Below are 26,115 nucleotides of genomic sequence, written 5' to 3'. Positions count from 1 at the left end.
AAATATATTTTTCAAAAATTGAACAAGGAAAGCCCGCTTATTATATAAACGGGCTTTATTTCTATAGTGTTACCTGTTTAGCTGCTTTTACTTGGCGATATACAGGCTGCCACATTGCTTCTTTCACAGCTTTTCTGATATCGTTATCACTGAGTTCCTCACGAGCAACCCCTTCAGCAACTGCTGCTTTTGCTACTTCAATCGCTACTATTTCTGAGATGTTACGCAATTCTTCTACTTCTGGAAGAATTGGTGCTCCTGGTTGACTCGTATCTACCATACTTGCCACCGCTTCTGCCGCCGCCGCAAACATACCATCTGTCATTACGCTTGCACGAACAACGATTGTTCCAAGGCCAAGACCTGGGAAAATAAGCGCATTATTGGATTGTCCGATCACATACGTTACACCATTATATGTAACTGGTTCAAACGGACTTCCTGTTGCCACTAATGCTCTTCCTTCTGTCCAATGGATTAAATCTACTGGTTTTGCTTCTGCAAGCGGTGTTGGATTAGACATCGGTAAAATAATTGGTCTTTCTACATGAGAAGCCATTTCCTTTACAATTCCTTCTGTAAAAGCACCAGCTACTGTTGATGTACCAATTAATATCGTCGGTCTTACACGTTTTACAACTTCCGCAAGCCCAATCAGACTATCTTGTCCCCATTCATTCACTTCAGATTCCTTACGTGCATATGGAACCTGGAAATCTAGAAGCTCCTTCATATTATCTGTAAGTAAACCATGGCGGTCAATACACCAAAAACGTTCATTTGCTTCTTGCTCTGATAATCCTGCACGGACCATCGCATCTCGCACTTGATCAGCAATTCCGATTCCAGCTGTACCAGCACCAAATACTACAACGCGATGTTCGCATAAAGGAACATTAGAAACTTTCACTGCTGACAATACAGCTGCTAATGAAACAGCGCCCGTCCCTTGAATATCATCATTAAATGTACATACTTGATCTCGATATTTATTTAAAATCCTGCGTGCATTATGTGAGCTAAAATCTTCCCAGTGTAATAAAGCTTGCGGGAACTTGTCATGTACGGTTTTTACAAACGTATCAATAAATGCGTCATATGCTTCACCAGTTATACGAGGGTGACGGTTACCAATATAAAACGGATTATTTAGTAAATCCTCTCGATTCGTACCAACATCTAAAATTACAGGTAATACACGGCTAGGATCGATTCCAACTGCAGCCGTATAAACAGCTAGTTTTCCGATGGCAATATTAATACCGCCAACACCCCAATCGCCAATCCCTAATATTCCTTCACCATCTGTTACAACGATTAAATCTGTATTTTCAGCTGTTGCACCTATGTTAGTAAACGCTTCTGCAATACCAGAAGGGTCATTGATTGATAGGTAAACGCCACGCGGTTTACGGTACTCATGACTATATCTTTGAATTGCTACCCCAACAGTTGGTGTATACACAATTGGAAGCATTTCTCGCAAATGATCTGTAAGCAAACGATAAAACAATACTTCATTACGATCATGTAGTGCTGTTAAATATACATTCTTTAATAAGTCATCCGGCTGCGAACAAAATTGCTCATACGCGCGGCGTGCTTGCTCATCTAATGTTAATACCGCTGGCGGTAATAACCCTTTTAGTCCTAATTCTTCTCTTTCTTCTTTCGTGAAAGCGACACCTTTATTTAAAAGTGGCGTTGCTAATATTTCTACTCCCCTTAATGTTGTTTCTAATGCACCATTAGAGGAAACTGTAAATTTACTCATACCATCCCTACCTTCATTCATATATACCATTTCTATATTGTAAACAAAAAAGAGGGGAATGTCCCCCTCTTCTTTTAATTTTTCTTTAGAAGAGTTGCTCCTGCAATCCCCGGATGTGTCATTTCATATGGGTCTAAAATTAAGTCTAATTCCTCTTGGGATAATACACCATTTTTCACGCACAGGTCTCTGACAGATTGCCCAGTTGCAATCGCTTCTTTTGCAACACGAGCTGCTGCTTCATAGCCGATATGTGGGTTAACAGCTGTAATAATCCCAACACTTTTCTCAACATATTCTTTCAAATGCCCTTCGTTCGCTTCAATTCCTTTTAGACAATTATCTGTAAAGGCACGGAAACCGTTATTCATAATGCTAATAGATTGAAGTAAGTTGAAAACAAGTACTGGTTCCATAACATTTAACTCTAATTGGCCTGCTTCTGAAGCAAGGCAAATCGTATGGTCATTACCGATTACTTGGAACGCGATTTGATTAATCACTTCTGGCATAACAGGGTTTACTTTACCTGGCATAATCGATGAACCTGGTTGACGAGATGGAAGCATAATTTCTGCAAGTCCAACACGCGGGCCAGATGCCATTAAGCGTAAATCATTTGCAATTTTAGACATATTCATCATACATACTTTTAGTGCAGCTGATACTTCCGTATATGCATCTGTATTTTGCGTCGCATCTACTAAATCCTCTGCTCCAACAAGAGGCAATCCACTAATTGAAGCTAAATGTTTCACCACTGCTTCAATGTACTCAGGATCTGCATTTAACCCTGTTCCAACTGCTGTTGCTCCCATATTCACTTCATATAAATGTTGACGAGATTGCTGAATTCGTTTCATATCACGTCCAATTACACGAGCATACGCTTTAAATTCTTGCCCAAGACGAATTGGTACAGCATCTTGTAAATGCGTGCGTCCCATTTTAATCACATGATCAAATTGTTCTGCTTTCACTTCAAATACATCATGCATATAGCCCATTGTTTGTAATAACACTTCTAGTGCATTTAATGTCGCAATGTGAATTGCTGTTGGAAATGCATCATTTGTTGATTGTGCCATATTCACGTGGCTATTTGGGCTAATATAATGATAGTCTCCCTTTTCCATCTCTAATAATTCAAGAGCGCGGTTGGCAATGACTTCATTTGCATTCATGTTCATAGAAGTTCCCGCACCGCCTTGAATTGGATCGACGATGAAGTGATCATGCCATTTCCCTTCAAGAATTTCTTGTGCAGCTTCGGCAATTGCGCCACCTTTTTTCAGTTCCAATCTTCCTACATCTGCATTAGCAAGTGCTGCTGCTTTTTTTACAATCGCAAATGCTTTAATTAAACCATCATGAATTTTATAGCCTGTAATCGGGAAGTTTTCTACAGCGCGCATTGTTTGAACTCCATAATACGCATGCATTGGCACTTCTTTTTCACCTAAAAAATCTTTTTCGATTCGTACATTTTTTGTAGCTTCAGTTACTGTTACCATGAATGCTCACTCCTCATCTATTTCTTATGCTGCTTCTGTTTGCTTGACAGTTTCTACATATTGTTTTGCTTTATCATGATCAAATTCGCCTTCCCATTTCGACATAACAATGGCTGCTAATGCATTTCCTAACACATTGACAGACGAACGAATCATATCTAAAATGCGGTCAATACCAGCTATTAACGCTATACCCTCTAACGGCAATCCCATTGAACCTAATGTCGCTAATACTACAACAAATGAAGCACCTGGAACCCCTGCCATCCCTTTTGACGTTAACATTAAAACGAATAATAATGTTACTTGCTCCGTTAAAGACATGTGTATACCATACATTTGTGCGATGAATAATGCTGCTAATGCCTGATAAATAGCCGACCCTGTTAAGTTAAATGTATAACCAGTTGGAATAACGAAAGATGCAACTGCCTTCGGACAACCGAATTCTTCCATTTTTCTCATTATATTAGGTAAAACAGCTTCTGAACTCGCTGTTGTAAACGAAAGGATAAGTTCTTCTTTTAAAATTTTCATTAAGGTGAAAATGTTTACACCTACCATACGTGCATTAATCCCTAATACAACAATAACAAATAGTATAACAGTTACATACACAGCTAGCACTAATTTTCCTAAAGGAAGTAGTGTTGCCACACCAAATTTCGCAACCGTGACAGCGATTAGCGCACATACGCCAAACGGAGCAAATTTCATAACTTGGTTTGTAACCCAAAACATTGCTTCGAGCACACCTTCAAAGAAATTAAAAACTGGCTTTCCTTTCTCACCAATTGCTGCAACTCCTAAACCAAATAACACCGAGAAGAAAATGATCGGTAATAAATCACCTTGTGCCAGTGATTCAAATACGTTTGTCGGTACAATATGAACAATGGTTTCCGCAAAGCCTTTTTTCTCTGTTGCATCAGCTGTTTCCTGATATGATGAAATGTCACTTTGCTGTAAGTTGCTCATGTCAACACCTGTTCCCGGTTGGAACACGTTCGCTGCGATTAATCCCATTAAAAGCGCAATTGTCGTGATAATTTCAAAGTAAAGAATTGTTTTACCACCTAGTTTTCCTAGTTTCTTCATATCCCCTACACCAGCTACCGCAACAACTAATGCTGAAATAACGATCGGTACAACAATCATTTTAATTAAGTGAATAAATATATCCCCAACTGGTGCGATATAAGAAAGTGCCGTTTTATTGCCATAAAAGATTGCCCCTATCACAACCCCTAACACAAGTGCGACAAATATTTGTGTCGCCAATCCGAATTTTTTCATATATTTTCATCCCCTTTTTGCGAGCGCTTTCAATTCGTAATAATAAAAGCTCATTCACATGATATAAGTAAACCTACAAAATCAGACAAAAACCTACAACTTCTTCACAAAAGATTCGAATTTTTTTCTTTTAATATTCATTGACACCATTTAGTGATAAAATATCTGATTTCTTTGTATAATCTAAAAGATAAGTTTTTGAACATAAACAAACTGAAAAGGAGTGGAGGTTATGAAGAATCTTACGAAATGTTTCAATTACAACTCTTCCTTTCCTATTTCAATTTCTCTTAAAGGAGCAAAGGCACTCGCCTCTGCTCCTTTTTTATTGCTAATCGATATGCTACTTACATGCAAATTTTTTTCATATGAGCAAAGTAATTAAATTCAGAATAAACTGCCTATAAGAATCCAAGTATGATGAGAACTAATTCTCAGTGATAATTACGGACTCCACCGGAAAAACATTTTCTTCAAAATAAGGAGTGATGATAATGAGGCCATACAAACGCGTTTTAATTAAACTTAGCGGCGGTGCTCTCGCTGATCAAGATGGAAATAGTTTTGGCTCCAAACGTTTAGAACATATCGCAACTGAAATTTTATCAATTGTCGATTTAGGTATTGAAGTTTCTCTTGTCGTTGGTGGAGGAAACATTTTTAGAGGAAATTTAGCGGAGGAATGGGGGATTGACCGTGTTGAAGCGGATAATATAGGGACATTAGGTACCATTATGAACAGCTTAATGCTGCGAGGTGTACTCACAAGCAAAACCGATAAAGAAGTACGCGTTATGACATCCATTACTTTTACAGCAGTCGCAGAACCCTATATTCGTTTACGAGCCGTTCATCATTTAGAAAAAGGACATATCGTAATCTTTGGCGGTGGAAACGGGCAACCGTTCGTTACAACAGATTACCCAAGTGTCCAGCGTGCAATTGAAATGAATAGCGATGCGATTTTAGTCGCAAAACAAGGCGTAGATGGTGTCTTCACAAGTGATCCGAAGCGAAATAAATCAGCAAAAATGTATCGGCATTTAAATTATAACGATGTTGTTCGGAACAACATCAAAGTGATGGATCAATCAGCCTTATTACTTGCTCGTGACTATCATTTACCCGCACATGTTTTTAACTTCGATGAGCCAGGAGTGATGAAGAAAATATGTTTAGGTGAACATATTGGTACATTAATTAATCATGAGGTAACCGAACTCGTAAACGAAAAATAATGTTTTCTCGAATAGAACAACTGCAATTTTGGCATTAAAAATAGGTGCGGTATTTTATCGCACCTTACTCTTTCTAAAAAAGTACCATCCATCATAAATATCATATCTTTTGAAGCGAGTACGGACTCTGTTTTCATATACCTATCAGTTTCTAAATCATGTGATTTCATCACATATCGCATATCTCCATCAGGCCCGAACGGAATCAATACTCGCTCAGCAAATGATTTATAATCATGAGCATCTTCATAATATCCTTTAGCTGATTCTTTGTCTTGTGAATATCTAATTGCCCTCGGATTGTGAAAATGATCTATACTCGCCCGAACGAATAATCATAAAGGCCGTGTACCATCTCTCCTACCCTTAGATCGAATCCCTGAACTCTATCCACAAGCATTTCGGAATCTAAAATGGCGCTAAATGTAACTTTGAAATAAAGTTTGTTCAAATTAACACTAATAACCCTGGTATAAAAACAAATAGAAAGAGCATGTTTTGAAAAAATTCAATCAAAACACGCTCATATTGTATTAAAGCACTCTTTATCACAAGAAGGAAAACATCTGAGGTCCTTATTTGGATTCATAACGCAATTCAACAAATTGTTTATACCGTCGAACATCCGCCAGCGTTAATTCGTTCCCCTGATTTCCTGGCATAAACAGAGATTTACTTACTAATAAAGACAAAAAATCGCTTATTATTTTTTATATTTTGTAAAGGTTTCAATAACAGTTCTGGTTAATATCTCTATTCCTATAAGAATGGCATCATGTTTAAATGCCATATTAGGGTGATGTAAGCCAGGATCTAAATCGCATCCTATTCCTAGCATCGTTGCCTTAATAGAAGGTCTTTCTTTTGTATAAAAGTGAAAATCCTCTCCACCAGGGGTAATAATAGGTTGTACAAGCCCTTGGGATCCAATTGTATTTTCAATTGCTTCGGCCATAAATTGTTCTGCTTCTCGGTCAATAACCGCTGAATAAACTCTTTCTCTATGTTCAAATCTTATACGGCACTGATAGAATTCAGCTATTCTCTTTAGGACACTATCTACCTTTTCAATCAATTCATCCATAATTTCATTTGTTTGTGCACGTAAATCAAGACTGAACTTAGCGGATCCAGGAATAATATTCGCATTCGCACCTCCAGCAGAAGCCTGTGTCATTTTGACTGAATAAGATTGTTGCGGATTTAAGCGGATTCCTTTAATTTGCTCAACGATTGTAGATATCACTTCAATGGAATTTAAAGTTAAATGCGGTCTCGCACCATGACCATCAAAACCATAAATTTCACCAACTACCGTATCCGCTGATCCATGAATAATACCGGAAGCAGCTTGTCCATATTTAATTTCTTGAACAGGCCGTAGATGAAGACCATAGAGAAAGTCAACATCATCTATTACCTGTTTTTCAATCATTTTTAAAGCCCCTTCACCAACTTCTTCAGCTGGCTGAAAAATAAACTTTAATGTACCCGGAAGAGTAACCTTCATTTTTTTTAATAATAGTAAAACACCTAATACAATTGTCATATGAGCATCATGTCCACAGGAATGATTAGCACGAAAGGCCCCGTTTACTTCTTGAAAAAGGGCATCCATATCAGCTCTTAATCCAATCGTTATCTCACTTAAACTGTCCTCTGAAGACCACTCACCTACAACGCCAGGGATATCAACAAAACTAATCACATCAAGCCCATTTTGTTGAAGTATACTGGAAATATAAGATGTAGTCTGAAATTCTTTCCAGCTCACTTCTGGATTCTCATGAAGATCGTGAAATATCTTCATAACTTGAGGTTTAAGTTCCTTCAATAATTCCTTCATCGTATCGCTCCTTATCTTCTCAGGAAATACCGAGAGCGACTGCAGCTATTAATGCAATACAAGCCATGAAAGCCCACCCGAGAATTAATTTCCAAATAAATTTTACCCATCTCTCATATGGAATTCCAGCAACAGCGAGGTATCCCATTAACGCAGAAGACGTTGGAATAATAGAGTTCGTAACAGAATCTCCGTATTGAAAAGCAAGCACAGCAATCTGCCTTTCTAATCCTAAAATATCAGTAATTGGAACCATAATTGGCATTGTGGCAGCTGCCTGCCCGCTACCTGAAGAAATGAATAAATTCAGAAACGCTTGAGTAAAAAACATACCTACGACATTCAATGATTCCGGAAATTGACTTATTCCCGCGGTCATCATATAAACTAATGAATCAATGATTTTCCCTTCCTCTAAAACAACTGTAATAGCTCGTGCAAATCCAACGATTAATGCCCCAAATGTAACTGCCTTAGCACCCGCGATAAATGAATCGAAAAGTTTCCCTAACTTCAAGCCGCCAACTAATCCACAAACGATACCTATAATCAAAAAGGAAGCCGTAAGCTCTGTTAAAAACCATTTCCATTTAAACACACCATACACATTACATGCTAAACCACAAATCAAAACTACAAAAACTAGCTTGTGGCGTCCGGTCAACTCTGGGAATTCAGCTAACCCTGTCACTTTCTTTTCTTTTTGCTCAATATCATAGATTATACTTTTTTCAGGATTTCGTTTTACCTTAAATGCATAACGGCTGACATACCAAATTGCAAAACCTAGTACAAAAAAATAGACAACAACTCGGAAACCAATTCCAGAGAATAAAGGTACCTCAGCTAGTGATTGAGCAACCCCTACGGTAAACGGATTAAGCATACCTCCAAAGAAACCACTGGCAGCACCTAGGGTAATCATTGCCGTTCCAGTAATCGCATCAAATCCCATTGCTCTGGCTATTGCAATACCTATTGGCACGAAAATTATTGTTTCCTCCGCCATCCCCATGGTAAAACCACCGATAGAAAAAATTATCATACTGACCGGAATTAATAGCTTTTCTCGGCCTTCAAGAGAACGTACGCCTTTATGGACTCCAGCTTCAATTGCCCCAGTAGTTTGAATTATTCCAAATACACCACTTACAAGAAAAATATAAAAGATAATTTGGGACCCCTTTTCCAAGCCCAACGGAATTGACGTAAACATATCAAAAAAGCTCACAGGATCACTTTCAATCGTATGATAACTTCCATCGACAACTAACATTCTCCCAGACTCTTCATCCTTCACGCGATCAAATTCACCTGCAGGAACTATATATGAAGCAAGCCCTGCAAGGATAATAATGAGAAATATGAGAGTATATGTATGTGGTACTTTTAACCATGTCTTTTTCTTAACCGGTACAGTATTTTTTTCCGTTTCCATCAATTCACCTCATCCTAAGTAATCTCCTCAATCTAGTTTTAATAAAAATATTAATCATCAGGTACCGCTTCACCATATCCTACTAAACCGTTATCTACTATTAATTTTACAATAACAGACGGCATGTACTTATAGGTGTCATAGAAAATAACAAATTGCTCTTTTAAAGGCAAATGAACGGCATAAATCTCACAACGTTCATTAATCAACTCGATCTCCCCTTTCAAAACTGTCGCTATATGTCGTTAATGTAAATAATATATAGTATTCACACTATTCAGTCAATCGTGAATACTATATACCCCTTTTAGTTTATCAGTGGCTATGTATAAATTTCGAGGTCTTCCTTGTTCATAAGGGTGTTCCTCACCTGCTTGCAAAAAACATCCCCCATCTATAAGTCTTTTAATAAATCTTTCTGCCGACCGGCGTGTACAATTCATGTATTCCTCCAGGTTCGCCGCGGAAAAAGCTTTAAAATTATTAATTTTGATAAACTGGTAAATTAACTTGATATTTTTTGCACTCATTTTCAACTCACCAGCAAGTTCTTGAATAGCCTGATCCTCATTTTTCAACTCTACATGATGAGTTTTTTCAAATAAGGGCCCATGTAATTTTTGATTCTCATCTACTAAGCATGCAATCGAATTATTCTTTAGAAATTTATTCGTGAAAAATAGCGCTTGAGCAGAATGAGTTTCCGCCTCTTGAATCGTGTATCCATACCCAATGCCAACTTGGAATAAAGTTTTGAATTCTTTTTCCATTTCAACAATAATGTCACTATAATAATCGGTTCCAAACGCTTGCAATGCTCCACGAGTAGTATAAATCAAATTAGGATCTAGATATTCCAAATTAACTCGAGCATGTAGCCTCTTACTCAGCTTCTGTAAAAAAATCAAAAATTGTTCGCTTTTCTTAAGAGACTGTTGATAACTTTGAATAGAAATAACAGCAATTCGCGATTCCTCTGTTTTCTTTAATTTCAACAAAGATATAGCTTTTGTAAGACTATCAATCAATGTCTGTTTAGACTGAACCATGTATCTAGAGGGAATGTCCAGTCTTTGAAGCTCTTGGTAAACCGCATGAATACTCGTTAGTGCAAAAAGGGTTTGTCCTTCATGATACAGTTTACTGTGAAATTGGACAAATTCAGCTATTTTTAGTTCACGTGTTTCCCCATCCCTCTTATATATCCAAGGATAATCCTTAACATGAAGGGACTTTTCAACGATTTCTGATTCCTCAAGAACCTTCAATAACAGATTTTGATCTGGTAAATCTATAGAAATCTTATTTATATTTACTTTTCCTAGATGGGAAGTTGATAATAATGAGAGTGCTACAGTCAATTCATCAAAAAGGATATATATACCTTCTATAGAACTATTTTTAACTTGTTTATACCCAAAATAAAAAGGAATCGAACCGGAAAACAGTACTAAATCAGTTTCTCTACCTGCTTCTTCTACTAACATACCGCTTTGTTCTGGGTTCTCATACTGATAAGAAATAAATTTAACTTCAGGAAATAAAGGGTAATGTTTAGATAAGGAATCCAAAAAAAACTTTGAGCCTATAACACCAATTTTCATTAAGTTGTTTCACCTCTAGAATGAAATATAATTTTATTAAGCCTTAGAGTCTCATAAATCCTAAAAACTGAAAGAAAAAGTACCTCAACATAAGTAAGCCTATCACATAACCTCTAAGACTAGAGAAATACTCCTTAAATCAATTATACGACAAGAAAGTCTGTACAACCTAGATTTATATATTATAAAAGAGATGGCTTATACCATCTCCTCAAATTTAATCTCTGGTTGTTTTCTAACTATAATATCTATCTCATATACCCTTTCGGCCATACGCTCAATTAACCCCACAACAAGCACATTTCCCATACAGAAATATCTCATTCGATTAGACATACCTGTGTTTGTCCAATCATTAGGAAAACCATTTAATCGTTCACACTCAATCGGTGTTAAAAATCGAAATCCTTTTCCGACTTTTATTACATGCGTACTTCGATTTATATGTTAGCATTGTTCGGCCTGGTTTATCTAACAATTCTGGGAACGTCATTCCGCCCTCAGAAAATAAATACTTGACTGTTTGTTGTAGATAGTCGTGATAGCCCCAGAAAGAATTGAGACAACAGGGTACGGACGGCATTTTCAAAACGATTGGAGTTAACACCGTTTAACCCTCTAGATTGTAATTTTTTTAGGTACTCTTTCTTTATCACTACATCCGCCTGTTGTGTGAAATAGTATCCCTTTTTCCTAATGATTTCGTTTATGTCATCGAAGTGTATGTGGAGAAGAGTGTTTTTCTTCCTTTACTATTTGAAATTGCCTCCTAACAATAGGAATTTTCTACATGAATCCTCATTCCATTTTTATTATAAATAGTAATTAAACAGCCCTGCTATTTTTTCTTTACACTTCTCTAAAAATGATAAATGATCAAAAAAGGACGAAGTGATCTCTTTTGAATCTTGAAAATCTTGTGTTAACGCTTGATTCATTTGCTGAATCAGCGGGCCACCATATACGTAAAAGTCCATCTCATCATTCATATGAAAACTACGCGAAGTAAAATTTGTTGTACCAATCACAGTTATTTCATCGTCGAATACCATTACTTTCCCATGAAACATCCCTTTTTTATATCCATATACAGCGATTCCATTCTCAATCGACTGACGAATATATGGATACGCTGCTTCTTTAATAAGCGGCACGTCAGGTTTGTAAGACCAAAGTATTTTTATCGATACTCCCCGCTTTCGTGCCTGAATTAAAGTATTCATAAGTTCTTTATCTCTTGGTATAAAATAAGGTGTGGCGATTACGATAGAACGCTTCGCTTGTTGTATTAATTCCATATACTTCGTAACTACTTTATGTCCATTATAACTAGACATAGTGTGTAACGTTTTCCCTTTACTAACAGGCTCAGCTGTTCTCACAATTTCTTCTGAAGCATCTCGTTTCCAATCTATTACAAACTGCTCCTCTAAATCCGTTACCCCTTCTCCCTGCAATCGAATATGATAATCTCGCCAATATCCAAAACGCTTATCTTTACCTAAGTATTCATCACCTATATTAAATCCACCACTATACCCTATTTTCCCATCTATCGTTGTAATACGGCGATGATTGCGATGATGGAGCGAATAAAAAAAGAATGGGAGCTCTGGTTTCCTGCTATATGTAAAATGGACACCACTTGCCTGCAATTCATTTTTATATTTTCTTTCGAAAGATAAATCATTGATCCAATCGACTGATAAGTATACTTGTACCCCTTCTTTTGCTTTTTCTTTTAACAAATTTAAGAAAGTGTGGCTACTTTTATCATTCGAAATAATATAGAAATAAGTAAAAATAGAACGCTTTGCTTCTTTTATATCAGAAAACAATTGACTATATAGCGGTTTCCCCTCTACATATAATTGAAAATCACTATAATGAGGAGCATATTCTTTCGGTTGATTTTTCTCAGCCTCTATTTTTCTCCCCAGAGTTACATCAATATGCATCCAAGTACAGAGAAAAATTACTATGCTCACGATAATAAGAATAATACGTAATATCTTTTTCACCATTTCGTTTTCCTTCCGCACAAAATAATTGTCTTCAGATAGTATTTCAATAGAGATTATATTTTATGAACAATTACAAAAAAGGATGCAGCATTATACTGCACCCCTTTTATTAAATAAAATTCCTCGCATCATTATTTCTTCCGAATTTATAAATGGCAATTAGGAAGAATGCAATCGCGAAAGCGAATAAAATTAAAATGTTTAAATACAACTCAGAAAATGGAATACCTTGCTGTAATTTTGATATTGTGTCTAATAACCATCGCTGCGGGAGGAAATCAGCTACTTTTTGTACTGCTTTCGGCATGATGTCATATGGAAAATAGCATCCAGCGAGCAAGCATGTTGGTACTATAACTATATTTTGCATCGCATTTGCAGCAGTTGAACTTTTTGAAAAAGACACAATGACTAATGACAAGCCAATTGCGATTAAAGCAAATAGCATGAGTACACCAATCATCACTATGAAAGGCATATTGATATTTGTGTGAAAAACATTTGTCATAAATAATACTGCAATAACGATTTGCACTGTTAATATCATCATATTTACCGCGACATTAGATAATATAAATTTCTTTCCATCTATCGGTGTTGATAACAATCTAAAATACGTTCTATTCTCTTTTTCTTTTAAAATAAATCCTGATAAGTTCACCGCTGAAAATAACATAAACATGATAAGATAACCCATCGTTTGATTTGTCATATCATTATTTTTTGACGTATCTTCAAGCGTCTCAGCCTTTACTTTAAATGAACTTTTTTGATACCCAGCGTACAGACTATTAAACGTACTTTGATCAGCCCCTGCCACTTTACTAATCGCTGCGATATTATCAATATAGTTATATAAATACGATTTTATAAATGCTGTTACTTGATCGCCTTTAATCGATGAAATTTCAATGTGACTTGGCTTTCCTTCTCGAACACTTTCCGAAAAGCCCGACTGTAGTGTAATAACGCCATCAAGTTTTTTTGAAGTGAGTTTATCTTCCACTTCAGACTCCTTAACTTTACTTACATTTACATGATTTAACCCTTCTAAAAATTTTACTGTATCATTTGCTATCGGCTGATTTTCTTTATTTATAACCCCGATATTTAAAGTCCCTTGCCCTACATTTCCATATATCGAAAAAGAAATAATTGTTCCTATTATCGGCAAGCTAATAATTATTAATAACCCTTTTTTATTTTTCAAAAGTACAGATAACGTTTTTTGTATGAGCCATAAAATATCTTTCATACTATAGCCCCTCCCGTCTACGTAATGCAATAATCGCAATGAATAAAAAGAGTGCTGATATTCCGAGGTTTAAAGAGATTACCGGTAATGCCGCTCCTATGTCATTTGCATATATTATTTTCATAACGGCTGTGTTCGCCCACGTTAATGGTGATAAATTCGTAACGAAATTTTCTTCCACTACGAAATACGCACCACCAAAAATAGAAGCCAATTGTACAACAATCATAATAATCGCTCTAGATGACTCACCTGTTTTTGTCATATATCCGATTCCTAAACCGAAGCTTATCGCTAGAAAGACCTCTGTTAGTAAAATAAGAAATATGATTCCAAGATGGTCGCCCCAGTTCGCTTGAAAAACAAATTTACTAAATAAAACGACGAGTAATAGACAAAGTGCATTTGCTACAAGACTACCGAGCACTTTCCCAATGAAAATTTCAGCTTTACTTATAGGGGCTGCAATGAGACGATCTCCTGTTTTACGTAATCGTTCTCCACGAATTAGAAAACTCGCTCCCATTGCAGCATACAGCGCAATCATCGTCGTCATTACAACTGCATAGTAATCCATCGAACCTGGTTTTTTAGCAGCTTGTAATGACGTTTCTTTTATATAATCATTATGATTTCCATTTGAAATAACTTCGTTAACTTTACTAAGGTCTACTTTCGCAACTTCAACGGCTACATTATACTTATCAACAAACGCCGTCAGTATTCCTTCAATAATACTTCCCTCAACACTACTTCTGTCACTTCCGTAAAATTTCACACCATCTTTATTTAATTCCACATAAGCAGCATATTTATTTTGCTTCACTTCTTCTTTTCCATCTATACCTTCGGAAGCTTTCTTAAAGTGAATACCCGATTTACTTACTTCTTTCGCAAACGTTTCAAATGATTGCGAAAATGTACTACTCGCTTCATCTTTGTATAGCACCTGTATATCTTTAAGAGAATGACTATCGCTATTAAATGCATTACTTAACGCTGTACCCAACACAAGCATAAGCACAATTGGAAATGCTAACATAAAAACTAAAGTTCTTACGTCCCTGAAATCTCTTTTAATGTGCATAATTACAATATTGAAGATATTCAATCGATGAACCTCCCTTTTCTCTTCTTCATATGACTTTATTTATCTCGTAAGTTTCTTCCGGTCAATGTAAGGAATACTGTTTCTAAATTCGGAGCCTGCTCCTCTAACGAGCGAATTTCAATGTCATGATTAATAAAGTGCCCTATAATCTTGTTTAAATTGTTCAATCCTGCATCAGAATTTACTTTAATTATGTTCTCCTCAATTTGAACAGCTTTCACACCATTTATTTCTTTTAATTTTTCTACGTCTAGATTTTCTACCGACTTCACTTCAATCCAAATATCTTTCGTATCGGTAATAATCGCTTTTAACTGTTCTTTCGTACCTTCTGCAATCACTTTACCGTGATCTACAATCGCTATTTTTGTACAAATCTCTTCTACTTCTTCCATATAGTGACTCGTATAAATAATCGTACTTCCCATTTCATTTAATTTTCGGACAGACTGAAGAATATAGTTTCTTGACTGCGGATCAATCCCAACTGTCGGCTCATCCATAATAATCAACTTCGGTCTATGCGCAATTGCACAAGCGATATTCAGCCTTCTTTTCATCCCGCCAGAAAAGTTTTTCGGATAACTTTTCTGCTTATCACTAAGCCCTACAAATTGAAGTGCTTCCTCCACTCTCGCTTTTAGTTCAGCACCTCTTAGTCCGTACAATCCAGCAAAAAATTTCACATTTTCATAGGCGGTTAGCTCCTCATAAATCGCTATATCTTGCGGAACAATGCCGATGTTCATTTTCGCAAATCGATTATGTTTCTTTATATTTTTTCCTAGTATGCTAATTTCACCTTCATTACTTCTTAACAAGCCAGCAATCATATTAATTGTTGTACTCTTACCAGCACCATTCGATCCTAAAAATCCAAATATTTCTCCTTCTTTAATTGATAAAGACATATTATCTACTGCGATGAAATCACCAAATTTTTTCGTTAAATTTTTAATTTCCAATGTATTCATCATTTCACCCCTATTTCGGTTTCTCTGCTGTTATTATAAACAAAAAGAATGAACCTGCTCAGTGCAGAAGTTCATTCTTTTCACATGAGAATATTCACTTTTTTCATATGAGATCATTCATTACAATCTTCATTTAGGAAATTGGTAATAGCGTCGTTACCGAGAAACCATCCGTTCCATCTACAATTATCTTCCCGTTAATTGATGCTGTTCTCTCTTCCATCCCGATAATACCAAGTCCTTTTTTCACAAGAGATGCCCCTTTCCCATTATCTTTCACCTGCACTTTAATTACCTTATTAAGAACATGTAAATCAATTGAAATGACCGTTGCATCTGCATACTTCATCGCATTTGTTAACGCCTCTGTAACATTTTCACCGATGATTTTCCACTGAATCGGGGAAATCATATCTAAATTCCCTTTATATACGAAAGGAATCTTTACATCATGCTTGCTCGCAAATTCATCTATGAATAATTTCATACGATGAATTCCAACTTGTTCAGTTGGTGGTTTCATATTCTTTAAAGTAATTCTAATACTTTCAATCCCATCTTTAGAAATATGAATCGCATTTTGCAATAACTCCGCCGCTTTCTCTTTATCCATTTCCATCAATCTCTTTGCCGCTTCCATTTGAATCAGTGCGCCTGTCATCGAGTGCCCAATTTTATCATGAATTTCTTGTGATAACCTGTTTCTCTCTTCTAACTTAAATGTGTATTCTGATTGCCTTATGTACTCTTTATTTTCATTTAAACTTTTCGTAAGTCTTTGCATATCTTTTCGCATCTTATCATTTTGCATTTCTAATTTTATTAAGCGCGCTATATAACGATCTGCTATCGTTAAAGCGAGAAAACAAAATGCGCTAATGAGCCCATACGTCATTTGAAGATCATCACCTATAAAAATGATAGGAAGGATCATTATGAAAAAGATTTTCCACTTCTTTTCAATGTAATAACTTACGACTTCGTATAAGTTCAAAGGTAAAAACAAAATAAAAGATGGATGAACCTTCCATGTGAATAGTATGACTACACCTATTGACGCACAGATTAATACTTTTTTATACGCATCTTTCTTTAATATAGAAATCGTCACGTTTACAGAAAGATATAAAAGTAACGTAAATATAATCCACGGTAAGTTCGTAACATTTGAGTGAATGTAACTGAACACAATATATAAAAAGACAATGAATTTACTTACAGTTAACCAAAATTCCATAAGATTAATCTACTTTCCCCGTTAAATAATAAATCGCAATTTGCGTACGATGTTCTAGTCCAGTTTTTCCTAAAATAGATGTAATATAATTTGCAATGGTTCCTTCTGATATGAAAAGTTGCTTCGAAATTTCTTTATTCGAGAAACCTTTTGCAATTAATGCGATAATACTAAGCTCTCTTTCTGTGAAAAGGCTCTTATCTATTTTAGACTCCGCTTCTTTATTTTCGAGTAAATTACTCTTAATTTTATCAAGAACAACATCTTGCATAACAGTTTGGCCGTTGTACACTCCTTTTATTGCATCACGAATACGCTCCGGATCGTTATTTTTTAACAAATAACCTTTTGCTCCGTTTTTTACTGCCTCTAAAATATATTCATCATCATCAAACGTCGTTAAAATAAGCGGTTTCGTTTTCGTCTCTTCACAAATTAACTTCGTCGCCTCTACCCCATTCATGTTTGGCATACGAACATCTAAAAGCGCAATATCGACTTCATGCTTTTTACAATACGCTACTGCTTCTTTTCCATCATTTACAGTATCTAATACTTCGAACTCTTCATATGTATTTAAAATAATTTTCATGCCTTCTCTAATAAACGAGTTATCATCGGCTATTAATATTTTTATTTTCATGTTTGTTAGTATGGACCTTCTCCTACTAACATTCACATCCTTTCATCTCACATTTCCCACTCTGTACTTCCTTTCAGATTGTATTACATATATATGAAATAGCTCTACTTAAAAATAATTATACAAAATAAGAAAAACACCTTCCCGATAAACCGAAGATGTTTTTCAATACTACATATATAACTATATAACAGCCTTTAATCCCTCCAGAACTAACCCAATCATAAACCCACAAACAGCACCGTTCACTCGAATCCACTGCAAATCTTTGCCGACATTATTTTCAATCATTTCAATTAGCGTTTTATCATCTAACTTATCAAGATTTTCTTGTACGAGCTTTCCAATCTTAGAATGATTGTTTTCAACAAGGTTTACAATTTGCTTTTGCAACCAGTCTTCTATTTTTTGAACTGTTACTGGATCTTCTTTCACTTTGTTCATTTGACGTGTTAAGAACGGAAGAAGATATTGATCTGCAAATTCTTCTTTTTTAATAAAATCGACTGCTTTTTCTTGTACATGTCCTAACAATTCTGTTATTCGCTCAGCAGCATTCCAATTTGTAATCCAATTATCCTTCCACTTCTCTAGTTCTTGTAATACTGCTTCATTTTCTTTAACATTGATAAGTTCTTGACGAATTTTCATTAATATAAGCTGTCTTGTACTATTAGCAGGATCCTGCAAACTACTAATATTACTAATTACAAACTTCTGCAATATACTTCCAATTTTATCTTCATCTACAATATTCATGAACGATTTAAGAGTAAACTGCAAAAATCCATCTACCTTTATATTTTCCATCGCTTTCATTCCTAAGCTTCCAAGCTGATAACGAGCTTCATCCTGAGCCGTCCACTCTTTCGCTTTGACTAACATGTAATCAAGTGTTCTTTCATCGTATTCTTGTACAACTAATTGATCGATCAGGACTTGCAGTATATTTCCTGTATTAACCGTATGTAAATATGTTTTTAATTCTTTTTCAATTACAACCGCTAACTTTTCGGTATCAATTTGAAGAATCGCTTTTTCAGCAATTGTCACAATTCCTTTTTTCACGCTATCGGATTGCAACTCTCTTTCTGCAATCTGTAACACCATTTGTGATAACTGCATTTCTTTCACTTTACTTGTTATACTTTCCTTCGTTAGCCACTCATTTTCCAGTGTAGAAATAAGCCCTTTTGTAACCCGTTTTCGATTTTTAGGGAGCAGCGCTGTATGTGGAATTGGGATCCCCATCGGATGGCGGAATAACGCTGTAACTGCAAACCAGTCGGCCAGTCCTCCTACTAATCCTGCTTCAAATCCGCCCTGTACAATTGCTCCTACCATTGAACCTTGGAATGGTATAGTCGCCGCAAACCCTACTCCCATCACCCCAAGTGAAATACCCGCTAAATATTTTGACTGTACTGACATTATATACACACCCTCTTGTTATTTGACCACTCCCACAGCTAAAGCGTGTGGGCTTTCCTGCGCTCACAAATTCTGTGAAATGAAACTTTTTCATTATATTCAATCTATATTCGTAACTCTTTATATTTTATAAAAGCTTATACCTATACTATAATGAACCGCGTTAAAAATAACAAAGAATTTTAGTATTTATTAGAATGACTCATTCGATATACAGTAAATTGAACTGATTTCCATATACTCTTAGAGGTAATTTTGCTTAAATAAAAAAGATGAGGCCATCTAAGCCTCATCTTTTTTACTTCTTTTCCTCTAACGTTAAATCCGAACCTTTTTGATAATATTGCATCATCACTTCTTCAGGAACCATGCTACCACCAGTTCCCCAAACGATATGTGTACCTTTTCTTGCTTTTTCTGTTACATGATGCTTTTGCAAATACTCTTTTTCTTCTTTACATAATTTAACCGGTCCAATCATCCCTGCTAGTGCAGAAGGCTCTAAGTAGATTTTTTCTGTATCAGCAAGCTCTTTTAACAACTTATATAACTCTTCATCACTAACTGTGTAACTCCCACTTAAAAATGGTTCCATCGTTTTACCAACAAATCCAGATGCTCTTCCTACCGCAAGACCATCCGCATCTGTTACATTATCGATACCAATATCTTGAACTGCAATTTTATCATGAAGCCCAGTCATTAAGCCGAGTAACATACATGGTGAATGAGTAGGCTCTGCAAAAAAGCAATGAACATTGTCTTTATACAATAACTTTAAGCCAAATGCTACTCCTCCAGGTCCCCCACCTACCCCGCACGGAAGGTAAACGAATAAAGGATGTTCTTCATCTACTACAATTTCTAACTCTTCTAGCTGTTTTTGCAATCGAGATGCTGCCACCGCGTACCCTAAAAATAAATCATGTGAATTTTCATCATCAACAAAATAGCAATGAGGGTCTGCCTCTGCTTGCAATCTCCCCTCTTCTACCGCTTTACTATAATCCGCTTCATATTCAATAACCGTTACATTTTTACTTCTTAGTAAATCTTTTTTCCATTGTTTTGCATCAGCTGACATGTGAACCGTTACATTAAAGCCTAACTTAGCACTCATAATACCGATACTAAGACCTAAATTCCCCGTTGATCCTACCGCAATAGAATACTCTGCGAAAAAATCTCTAAATCTATTACTATCTAAAATTGAATAATCATCTTGCTCCGTTAACATTTCGTGCTGAAAAGCTAATTCTTCTGCATGTTTCAGCACTTCATAAATGCCACCTCTAGCCTTGATCGAGCCTGATATCGGAAGATGACTATCACATTTTAATACTATTTCTCCCAATAGAGCTTGCCCGTAATTTTTCTCCAAAGAATGTTTCATAGAAGGTATTCTCACTAAAGGAGATTCTATAATTCCATTCGTTCCTTTCGTTTCTGGGAATACTTTTGCAATATATGGTGCGAAACGCTTTAATCTCTCTTCAGCACCTTTTACATCGTCCTCCGTAAGCGGGGAGGCTTGTATCGCTGTTTGGAAATTTCTAATGTTCGGATTCACCCAAAATATTTCTTCCAATGCAATTAGATTGTTTAATAGTGGATATTGTTCTTTCAATTCCTCTATCCCCTTCATTTCTCTTCCTCCTTATGTCCTTGTGGCCAGCTATATAATAAATTATAATTAATTTAATTTTAATACAGTTTAACATAAAATCACATTTTCGTTAATTTAAATTTAATTTTTTTAAATATAATTAAACATCCAGTAAGGAGAATGTATCATGGAAAATATAGATATCGGTAAAAAGATCGAAAAACAACGAAAAGCGAAAGGTTTGAGTAGTAAAGAACTAGCAAATATGGCTGAAATTACGCCGTCTATGCTAAGTCAAATTGAACGTGGTTCCGCTAATCCTTCCATTCAAACATTGAAAGTATTAGCTAAAGCTCTTGATGTTCCAACATTTAGTTTTTTACTTGAAGAAACAAATACAGACGATTTAATCGTACGTTCCAATAAACGAAAAAAAATGATTATTGATAATTTATCCTATGAATTGTTATCACCAGATTTCACAGGAAATTTAGCAACAACAATTATGACTGTGCCTCCGAACACTTCTTCCTCGGAAAATCTCCTAGAGCATAAAGGAGAAGAATTAGCATTTGTTTTAGATGGGAAAATTACGGTGTATTTAGGTGAAGAAGAGTATATATTAGAAACTGGTGATAGTGTCAAAATACCAGCGTATTTAAAACATAAGTGGATAAATAATTTTAGTCAAAATGCAATTGTCTTATTTTCAGTTACCCCACCTATCTTCTAATACATTCAGCTCAAAACATAGTAAAAGGGTAATACATAAATAATATGTATTACCCTTCTTTTTTGAAGCAACATAGTTATGATATAGTCAGAAATTCGGCGGAAAAGGTCGCTCATAAAAGTCTGATTGGTGAAGGCTGATAATCAGTGGGGAAAATGAAGTCCCCTACTGATTAAAGTTTCACTTTCTTTTTTGGAAGTAACACAATCCCTGTACTAATCACAACAAAAATAAGTATCTGCTGTATAGAAAGACCGAATAATAACGGGACCTGCTCGTTTATAAGCGAAATAAAAATATGAGCAGTTCCTTCTACGATTAGAAAATAACTTATGTATTTTCTAGTTCCTAGCCTCTCTTTTTGTCCCCACAACCAGCCCATTAGACAAATTGCTATAATGATTTCATACATGTATATAGGGTGATAAGAAAACTTTGAATCATAAAGTTTCATTCCCCACGGCATTGTTGTCTGCAAACCAACCTTTTGATGAAATAAAAAATAGAAAATGATGATGCTCCCTATCCCAAATGGAAGTATATCTAGTAAAACAGAAAGCGAGAAATTATCCCTTTTACATTTCCATACAATATATCCGCTTGCAATGAAACAACCAATTATAATGTGCTGAGTACTCCCTACAGCTAATAACGCTTGCCATGGCGATTGAAAAGCCCAACCTGGATTCAAAATTACTGGCACAAATTTCCATGTTAAAATGATGATTAAAAATCCATTTGTTACGGCATCCATCATTCTTTCATATAAAAGACCTTGACTTTTCATTTTTAATTTCATGAGCATGAGTCCAAACAAACTCCCTACTATGGGAGAAACCGGCTGTATTTTTACCATCCAGTCCATCATCATTACGATGTCCCCTTTTACTTCTTAATTAATTTCTTAAATTTCTTTTCCAACTGATCTGGAGGTAATACGCCGCGCACTTGGTCTACAATGATTCCATCTTTATCAACAAAAAACGTTGTTGGTAATGAAAAAACTTTATAATCAAGTCCAGCCACTCCATCTATATCTAGTAAAACAGGAAACTTAAATCCGAAACGATCTGCAAATGCCTTTGCTTCTGATACTGGATCACTAACCGTTGCATTCACCGCAAAAATTTCGATTTCTCCTTTGTATGTATCATAAAGGCGTACTAAGTCCGGTGCTTCCATTTCACATGGACCACACCATGATGCCCAAAAGTTAATAATATACGGTTTTCCTTTTGCATCATTTAATGAATAAAGCTTTCCATCTAATCCTTTTAATGTGATTTTCGGCGCTTTAAATCCTACTTGTGGTAACACTTCCTTCTCTTGCAGTGCCGCTTGTTTTGCTTTCCGTTCTTTTTCTTCTTGCTTAGAATTATAAAAGTTAACCCCAGCCCAAATAAGTGCCCCAGCCAGTATAATTGCAATTAGTTTTTTCACGTTCGTTCCCCCTATTTTTAAAATCCTGTAAATCCATCAAATAATCTGATAAAGAATGCTGTTATTTTCGTCATTTGGTTCGTATAAAGTAAAATACCTGTCAAAATCATCATGCTCCCGCCAATTTTCATCATGACGCCCGCATATGTAACGATCCATTTTACCTTACCTATAAAAAATGCCATGATAAAGAATGGCACTGCAAATCCAAGTGTATAAGCTGTAATATAAAGAAGAGCCTCATCTGGATTAGTTGCACCAAGCATTAATACTGCAGAGAATATTGGCCCTACGCACGGTGTCCATCCAGCTGCATATGTCATGCCAACAAAAATAGAACGAATATACCCAGTTGATTTACTTTTATAATGAAATTTCTTTTCAGACATAAGCCATTTCGGTTGAATGAGCCCTGTCATAAATAAACCCATGATAATAATAAAAATTCCACCGATTTGTTGAATGAGTCTTTGGTTGGATGAAAATGTTACACCAATCCAACTGACCGATAAACCTAACGCATAAAATATAACGGAAAAACCAATTATGAAAAACAATGTATGCATCAGTGCTGATTTCTGCATCATACCGCGATTTTCTTTTAAATCTTGAATAGAAACACCTGTAATATACGATAAATAAGATGGATATAGCGGCAGTGAACAAGGAGATACAAATGAAAGAATCCCCGCACCCACTACAAGCCATATCGTCAAGTCTGCTGCGTTCATTTTACTCCTCCTACAAAACACTACATAAAGTAGTGTTTAATATTAAAAAAAGAGGCTATATGCACTCTCCAATAATCAGTACAAACGAAATAAGAAATAGCCCCATTGTCATGTAAACAGAATTCGTATGTAACGGCATGCTAAGCTTTATAGATGATGGGCTAACAATTTGTTCAATACGTAAATTGATTGCTGTCTTCGCAAAAGAAGCTGTTATAAATGGATTAGATGCTGTTTTTATTTTCATTAATTTCAATAACGCGCTACCTAACCCAAACGATGATTTCATTTGATCCATCGCATATTTGTCCGCTAATAGCTCCTGATACACATGATAACGCTGTAACATCCCTTTCAATACCGGAATATACATCATTCCTTCCGCTAGCACCGTAAAAAGAAACAATTTAAGCGGATCACGATTTTTTTGGTGGTATTCTTCATGTAAAACAATCGCATCGATTTCTTCGTCTGTAAATGATTGAAAAACACCTTCCGAAAGAACAATCTGCGGTTGCATCAATCCAATTGTAAATGCCGTAACTTCTAATGACGGCAGCAAGTACAGTTGTTTCCCTTTATGAGTAATCTCAACTAGATTTCGCTTTAATTTTTTGCTATAGAAAAACTGCCTCCATACTCTTTTACACACAACAAATAAGGTGAATACTAGCAAACCTCCCATTACAATGCGAATGATGGATAATTCTCTCATATGTTGTTGTAATTCAAAGAGACAAAACTGCGATAAAAAAAGAGCTTTATCCCCAAAGAGAAATGGATATGTAACGTAGTACACTAACATAGCGAAAAAGAGAATACTTATGATGCTCGCTAACAATACCATTCTTCGTATTTGCCACTTCATCATACTAATCCTCTTTTTTCAGTTGATTTAGTTTTGCTTCTAACTTCTTTATTAAAACTGGATCAGCTTGGTCTAGTTCATCTAACATGTGATTCACAACAAGATCTCCAAACTCCCCCATTAATTCCTGTGTCATTTTCTTTGTTTGGTTGGATAAAAAGGACTCTTTCGTTTGTATGGTACAATATACACCGCTTCGTTTTACTGTTTGTTTTTTTAGGTGACCTTTTTCTACTAACCGATTCATCACAGTCATTACTGTATTAAAGTTTATAGAAGACTCTTCACTGAGTTGTTGCTGAACTTCTTTAATTGTACGATCTGGTTTATTCCAAATAATCTCCATAATCTTCGCTTCGAGCGGTCCAAAGAAATGATTTAATCCTTGTTCATTCAATTTATAGTTTTGAGTAAACATATCATGTCTCCTTTCACACTACAGATTGTAGTATATAATACACAAAAGGTCAAATATGGAATTATGATTCCTACAACATAATTTTTCATTACATTTCTATACCGTGTATTTCTTCACTTTATATACAAAGTACTTTCCCATTTTCATATTTTGTTATAGAAGGAAAGCCACTCTCCTGTAGCGAAACTTTATCAATAACAAAAATCTATTAGGTGGTGATTCATTATGAAGTTAGCTGTAATTGGTGGAGGTTACTTTGAACAAACAGATCATTTCCATTTAAATCAACGACTTATAGAGTTAACAGGGAAACACTCTCCAAACGTATTGTTTATCCCAACGGCAAGCAATGATGATGAAGATTATATAAAAGACTTTAGAGAAACTTTCGAAAAACAGCTACAGTGTGATGTTCACATTCTACGCTGCATAAAAGAAAACCCTAGTGAAGATACAATAAATGAAATGATTCAGTTTGCTGACCTTATCTATCTAGGCGGAGGAAATTATATCAATATGCTTGAAAAATGGAAAGAATACAAAATAGATGAAAAGTTACTTGCGGCCTTGCACAATGAAACATTTATTGCAGGGTATAGCTCCGGTGCTATGTGCTGGTTTACAACCGGGCTTCGCTCTCATTATAAAGGGGACGGCTACCTCGAAAGTGATGGCTGGAATATCATAAACAAACACTTCTGTCCCCATTATAATCAGCCAGATAGAGCGACTGCTTTTCATTTATTTTTACAAAACCATGCATATAATGCAGATGGAATTGCTTTAGAAGATAATTGCGCTTTATATATCACAGAACATTCCTTTGAGATTATAGGTGATCCTGAGAAAGCTTGGGAATTCTATATATATGATGGAAAACTCATGAAACACCATTTTGATGTAACTTTAAAAAGTTATTTATGAGTACTGATAT

Annotated in this window: 23 protein-coding genes and 1 pseudogene; 3 read left to right on the top strand and 21 right to left on the bottom strand. The window is 35.7% G+C overall.

What is annotated here, in order from left to right; all coding sequences use genetic code 11:
• Positions 1 to 61: 61 nt before the first annotated feature.
• From malS to CN373_RS01575, 3 genes are read right to left on the bottom strand one after another with little or no spacing between them, the layout of a single operon-like run.
• A complete protein-coding gene (gene malS / locus CN373_RS01585; protein ID WP_098358722.1) occupies positions 62 to 1,795 on the bottom strand; it encodes an oxaloacetate-decarboxylating malate dehydrogenase in 1,734 nt (577 codons plus the stop codon).
• Between the two features lie 53 nt (positions 1,796 to 1,848).
• Entirely contained in the window at positions 1,849 to 3,288 is a 1,440-nt protein-coding gene (gene aspA / locus CN373_RS01580) for an aspartate ammonia-lyase (RefSeq protein WP_000259151.1), read from the bottom strand.
• Positions 3,289 to 3,312: 24 nt separating this feature from the next.
• Positions 3,313 to 4,584, bottom strand: coding sequence for a cation:dicarboxylate symporter family transporter (locus CN373_RS01575; protein WP_098358673.1), 1,272 nt, complete (start codon positions 4,582 to 4,584; stop codon positions 3,313 to 3,315).
• A gap of 494 nt (positions 4,585 to 5,078) precedes the next feature.
• Here CN373_RS01575 and pyrH point away from each other — a divergent pair, with 494 nt between their 5' ends.
• Positions 5,079 to 5,822, top strand: a complete 744-nt coding sequence (gene pyrH / locus CN373_RS01570; protein WP_001248047.1) for a UMP kinase — start codon at positions 5,079 to 5,081, stop codon at positions 5,820 to 5,822.
• 703 nt (positions 5,823 to 6,525) lie between these two features.
• Here the strand turns inward: pyrH and CN373_RS01560 are convergent.
• The 13 genes and pseudogenes from CN373_RS01560 to CN373_RS01505 all read right to left on the bottom strand — a co-directional run bounded on the left by CN373_RS01560 (position 6,526) and on the right by CN373_RS01505 (position 21,030).
• Entirely contained in the window at positions 6,526 to 7,668 is a 1,143-nt protein-coding gene (locus tag CN373_RS01560) for a M20 peptidase aminoacylase family protein (RefSeq protein WP_098358672.1), read from the bottom strand.
• Between the two features lie 19 nt (positions 7,669 to 7,687).
• The gene (locus CN373_RS01555; RefSeq protein ID WP_098358671.1) at positions 7,688 to 9,106 is read right to left on the bottom strand and encodes a YfcC family protein; all 1,419 of its coding nucleotides are present in this window, start codon (positions 9,104 to 9,106) and stop codon (positions 7,688 to 7,690) included.
• Positions 9,107 to 9,156: 50 nt separating this feature from the next.
• A complete protein-coding gene (locus CN373_RS25440) occupies positions 9,157 to 9,315 on the bottom strand; it encodes a hypothetical protein (RefSeq protein ID WP_002056359.1) in 159 nt (52 codons plus the stop codon).
• Between the two features lie 72 nt (positions 9,316 to 9,387).
• Positions 9,388 to 10,710: a MarR family transcriptional regulator gene (locus tag CN373_RS01550; protein ID WP_098358670.1), complete on the bottom strand. Its 1,323-nt coding sequence runs from the start codon at positions 10,708 to 10,710 to the stop codon at positions 9,388 to 9,390.
• A gap of 198 nt (positions 10,711 to 10,908) precedes the next feature.
• Positions 10,909 to 11,227, bottom strand: a pseudogene (locus tag CN373_RS01545) (DNA cytosine methyltransferase); the annotation flags it as partial.
• Positions 11,228 to 11,522: 295 nt separating this feature from the next.
• Positions 11,523 to 12,734 carry a cardiolipin synthase gene (gene cls, locus CN373_RS01540; protein ID WP_000239308.1) on the bottom strand — a complete coding sequence of 404 codons (1,212 nt, stop codon included), beginning with the start codon at positions 12,732 to 12,734 and terminating at the stop codon, positions 11,523 to 11,525.
• A 109-nt stretch (positions 12,735 to 12,843) separates the two neighbouring features.
• Positions 12,844 to 13,989 carry an ABC transporter permease gene (locus tag CN373_RS01535; RefSeq protein WP_000651869.1) on the bottom strand — a complete coding sequence of 382 codons (1,146 nt, stop codon included), beginning with the start codon at positions 13,987 to 13,989 and terminating at the stop codon, positions 12,844 to 12,846.
• 1 nt (position 13,990) lies between these two features.
• Complete coding sequence (locus CN373_RS01530; RefSeq protein ID WP_098358669.1) at positions 13,991 to 15,100, bottom strand: ABC transporter permease; 1,110 nt, start codon at positions 15,098 to 15,100, stop codon at positions 13,991 to 13,993.
• A gap of 35 nt (positions 15,101 to 15,135) precedes the next feature.
• The gene (locus tag CN373_RS01525) at positions 15,136 to 16,074 is read right to left on the bottom strand and encodes an ABC transporter ATP-binding protein (RefSeq protein ID WP_001093817.1); all 939 of its coding nucleotides are present in this window, start codon (positions 16,072 to 16,074) and stop codon (positions 15,136 to 15,138) included.
• A 133-nt stretch (positions 16,075 to 16,207) separates the two neighbouring features.
• Entirely contained in the window at positions 16,208 to 17,311 is a 1,104-nt protein-coding gene (locus CN373_RS01520; RefSeq protein ID WP_000397653.1) for a sensor histidine kinase, read from the bottom strand.
• 4 nt (positions 17,312 to 17,315) lie between these two features.
• A complete protein-coding gene (locus CN373_RS01515; protein WP_000694088.1) occupies positions 17,316 to 17,954 on the bottom strand; it encodes a response regulator transcription factor in 639 nt (212 codons plus the stop codon).
• A gap of 183 nt (positions 17,955 to 18,137) precedes the next feature.
• The gene (locus CN373_RS01510; protein WP_000116139.1) at positions 18,138 to 19,385 is read right to left on the bottom strand and encodes a DUF445 domain-containing protein; all 1,248 of its coding nucleotides are present in this window, start codon (positions 19,383 to 19,385) and stop codon (positions 18,138 to 18,140) included.
• Positions 19,386 to 19,683: 298 nt separating this feature from the next.
• Positions 19,684 to 21,030 carry a D-serine ammonia-lyase gene (locus tag CN373_RS01505; RefSeq protein WP_098358668.1) on the bottom strand — a complete coding sequence of 449 codons (1,347 nt, stop codon included), beginning with the start codon at positions 21,028 to 21,030 and terminating at the stop codon, positions 19,684 to 19,686.
• A 148-nt stretch (positions 21,031 to 21,178) separates the two neighbouring features.
• Here CN373_RS01505 and CN373_RS01500 point away from each other — a divergent pair, with 148 nt between their 5' ends.
• Positions 21,179 to 21,724: a helix-turn-helix domain-containing protein gene (locus tag CN373_RS01500; protein ID WP_000427627.1), complete on the top strand. Its 546-nt coding sequence runs from the start codon at positions 21,179 to 21,181 to the stop codon at positions 21,722 to 21,724.
• A gap of 172 nt (positions 21,725 to 21,896) precedes the next feature.
• Here CN373_RS01500 and CN373_RS01495 read toward each other — a convergent pair whose 3' ends face one another.
• The 5 genes from CN373_RS01495 to CN373_RS01475 are packed head-to-tail and all read right to left on the bottom strand — an operon-like array spanning position 21,897 to position 25,181.
• Positions 21,897 to 22,592 carry a prolipoprotein diacylglyceryl transferase family protein gene (locus tag CN373_RS01495; RefSeq protein WP_111901883.1) on the bottom strand — a complete coding sequence of 232 codons (696 nt, stop codon included), beginning with the start codon at positions 22,590 to 22,592 and terminating at the stop codon, positions 21,897 to 21,899.
• Positions 22,593 to 22,609: 17 nt separating this feature from the next.
• Complete coding sequence (locus CN373_RS01490) at positions 22,610 to 23,164, bottom strand: TlpA family protein disulfide reductase (RefSeq protein ID WP_000733166.1); 555 nt, start codon at positions 23,162 to 23,164, stop codon at positions 22,610 to 22,612.
• Positions 23,165 to 23,181: 17 nt separating this feature from the next.
• Positions 23,182 to 23,895, bottom strand: a complete 714-nt coding sequence (locus CN373_RS01485) for a cytochrome c biogenesis CcdA family protein (protein ID WP_000990451.1) — start codon at positions 23,893 to 23,895, stop codon at positions 23,182 to 23,184.
• Positions 23,896 to 23,950: 55 nt separating this feature from the next.
• Positions 23,951 to 24,763, bottom strand: coding sequence for a M56 family metallopeptidase (locus tag CN373_RS01480; protein WP_033664664.1), 813 nt, complete (start codon positions 24,761 to 24,763; stop codon positions 23,951 to 23,953).
• Positions 24,764 to 24,767: 4 nt separating this feature from the next.
• Positions 24,768 to 25,181, bottom strand: a complete 414-nt coding sequence (locus tag CN373_RS01475; protein ID WP_000495056.1) for a BlaI/MecI/CopY family transcriptional regulator — start codon at positions 25,179 to 25,181, stop codon at positions 24,768 to 24,770.
• Positions 25,182 to 25,406: 225 nt separating this feature from the next.
• On the opposite strand from CN373_RS01475, the gene CN373_RS01470 reads away from it, so the two are divergent.
• Positions 25,407 to 26,105, top strand: a complete 699-nt coding sequence (locus CN373_RS01470) for a Type 1 glutamine amidotransferase-like domain-containing protein (protein WP_000762148.1) — start codon at positions 25,407 to 25,409, stop codon at positions 26,103 to 26,105.
• The last annotated feature ends 10 nt before the right edge of the window (positions 26,106 to 26,115 follow it).

The sequence above is a fragment of the Bacillus cereus genome, assembly GCF_002561295.1.
Lineage (GTDB): Bacteria > Bacillota > Bacilli > Bacillales > Bacillaceae_G > Bacillus_A > Bacillus_A cereus_S.
This window is presented reverse-complemented; position numbering and strand designations above follow the sequence as displayed.

Excerpts from the sequence above, each read along its gene's own strand:
- malS (WP_098358722.1), bottom strand. The coding sequence starts at position 1,795 with ATGAATGAAGGTAGGGATGGTATGAGTAAATTTACAGTTTCCTCTAAT.
- aspA (WP_000259151.1), bottom strand. The coding sequence starts at position 3,288 with ATGGTAACAGTAACTGAAGCTACAAAAAATGTACGAATCGAAAAAGAT.
- CN373_RS01575 (WP_098358673.1), bottom strand. The coding sequence starts at position 4,584 with ATGAAAAAATTCGGATTGGCGACACAAATATTTGTCGCACTTGTGTTA.
- pyrH (WP_001248047.1), top strand. The coding sequence starts at position 5,079 with ATGAGGCCATACAAACGCGTTTTAATTAAACTTAGCGGCGGTGCTCTC.
- CN373_RS01560 (WP_098358672.1), bottom strand. The coding sequence starts at position 7,668 with ATGAAGGAATTATTGAAGGAACTTAAACCTCAAGTTATGAAGATATTT.
- CN373_RS01555 (WP_098358671.1), bottom strand. The coding sequence starts at position 9,106 with ATGGAAACGGAAAAAAATACTGTACCGGTTAAGAAAAAGACATGGTTA.
- CN373_RS01550 (WP_098358670.1), bottom strand. The coding sequence starts at position 10,710 with ATGAAAATTGGTGTTATAGGCTCAAAGTTTTTTTTGGATTCCTTATCT.
- cls (WP_000239308.1), bottom strand. The coding sequence starts at position 12,734 with ATGGTGAAAAAGATATTACGTATTATTCTTATTATCGTGAGCATAGTA.
- CN373_RS01535 (WP_000651869.1), bottom strand. The coding sequence starts at position 13,989 with ATGAAAGATATTTTATGGCTCATACAAAAAACGTTATCTGTACTTTTG.
- CN373_RS01525 (WP_001093817.1), bottom strand. The coding sequence starts at position 16,074 with ATGAATACATTGGAAATTAAAAATTTAACGAAAAAATTTGGTGATTTC.
- CN373_RS01520 (WP_000397653.1), bottom strand. The coding sequence starts at position 17,311 with ATGGAATTTTGGTTAACTGTAAGTAAATTCATTGTCTTTTTATATATT.
- CN373_RS01515 (WP_000694088.1), bottom strand. The coding sequence starts at position 17,954 with ATGAAAATAAAAATATTAATAGCCGATGATAACTCGTTTATTAGAGAA.
- CN373_RS01510 (WP_000116139.1), bottom strand. The coding sequence starts at position 19,385 with ATGTCAGTACAGTCAAAATATTTAGCGGGTATTTCACTTGGGGTGATG.
- CN373_RS01505 (WP_098358668.1), bottom strand. The coding sequence starts at position 21,030 with ATGAAGGGGATAGAGGAATTGAAAGAACAATATCCACTATTAAACAAT.
- CN373_RS01500 (WP_000427627.1), top strand. The coding sequence starts at position 21,179 with ATGGAAAATATAGATATCGGTAAAAAGATCGAAAAACAACGAAAAGCG.
- CN373_RS01495 (WP_111901883.1), bottom strand. The coding sequence starts at position 22,592 with ATGATGGACTGGATGGTAAAAATACAGCCGGTTTCTCCCATAGTAGGG.
- CN373_RS01485 (WP_000990451.1), bottom strand. The coding sequence starts at position 23,895 with ATGAACGCAGCAGACTTGACGATATGGCTTGTAGTGGGTGCGGGGATT.
- CN373_RS01480 (WP_033664664.1), bottom strand. The coding sequence starts at position 24,763 with ATGAAGTGGCAAATACGAAGAATGGTATTGTTAGCGAGCATCATAAGT.
- CN373_RS01475 (WP_000495056.1), bottom strand. The coding sequence starts at position 25,181 with ATGTTTACTCAAAACTATAAATTGAATGAACAAGGATTAAATCATTTC.
- CN373_RS01470 (WP_000762148.1), top strand. The coding sequence starts at position 25,407 with ATGAAGTTAGCTGTAATTGGTGGAGGTTACTTTGAACAAACAGATCAT.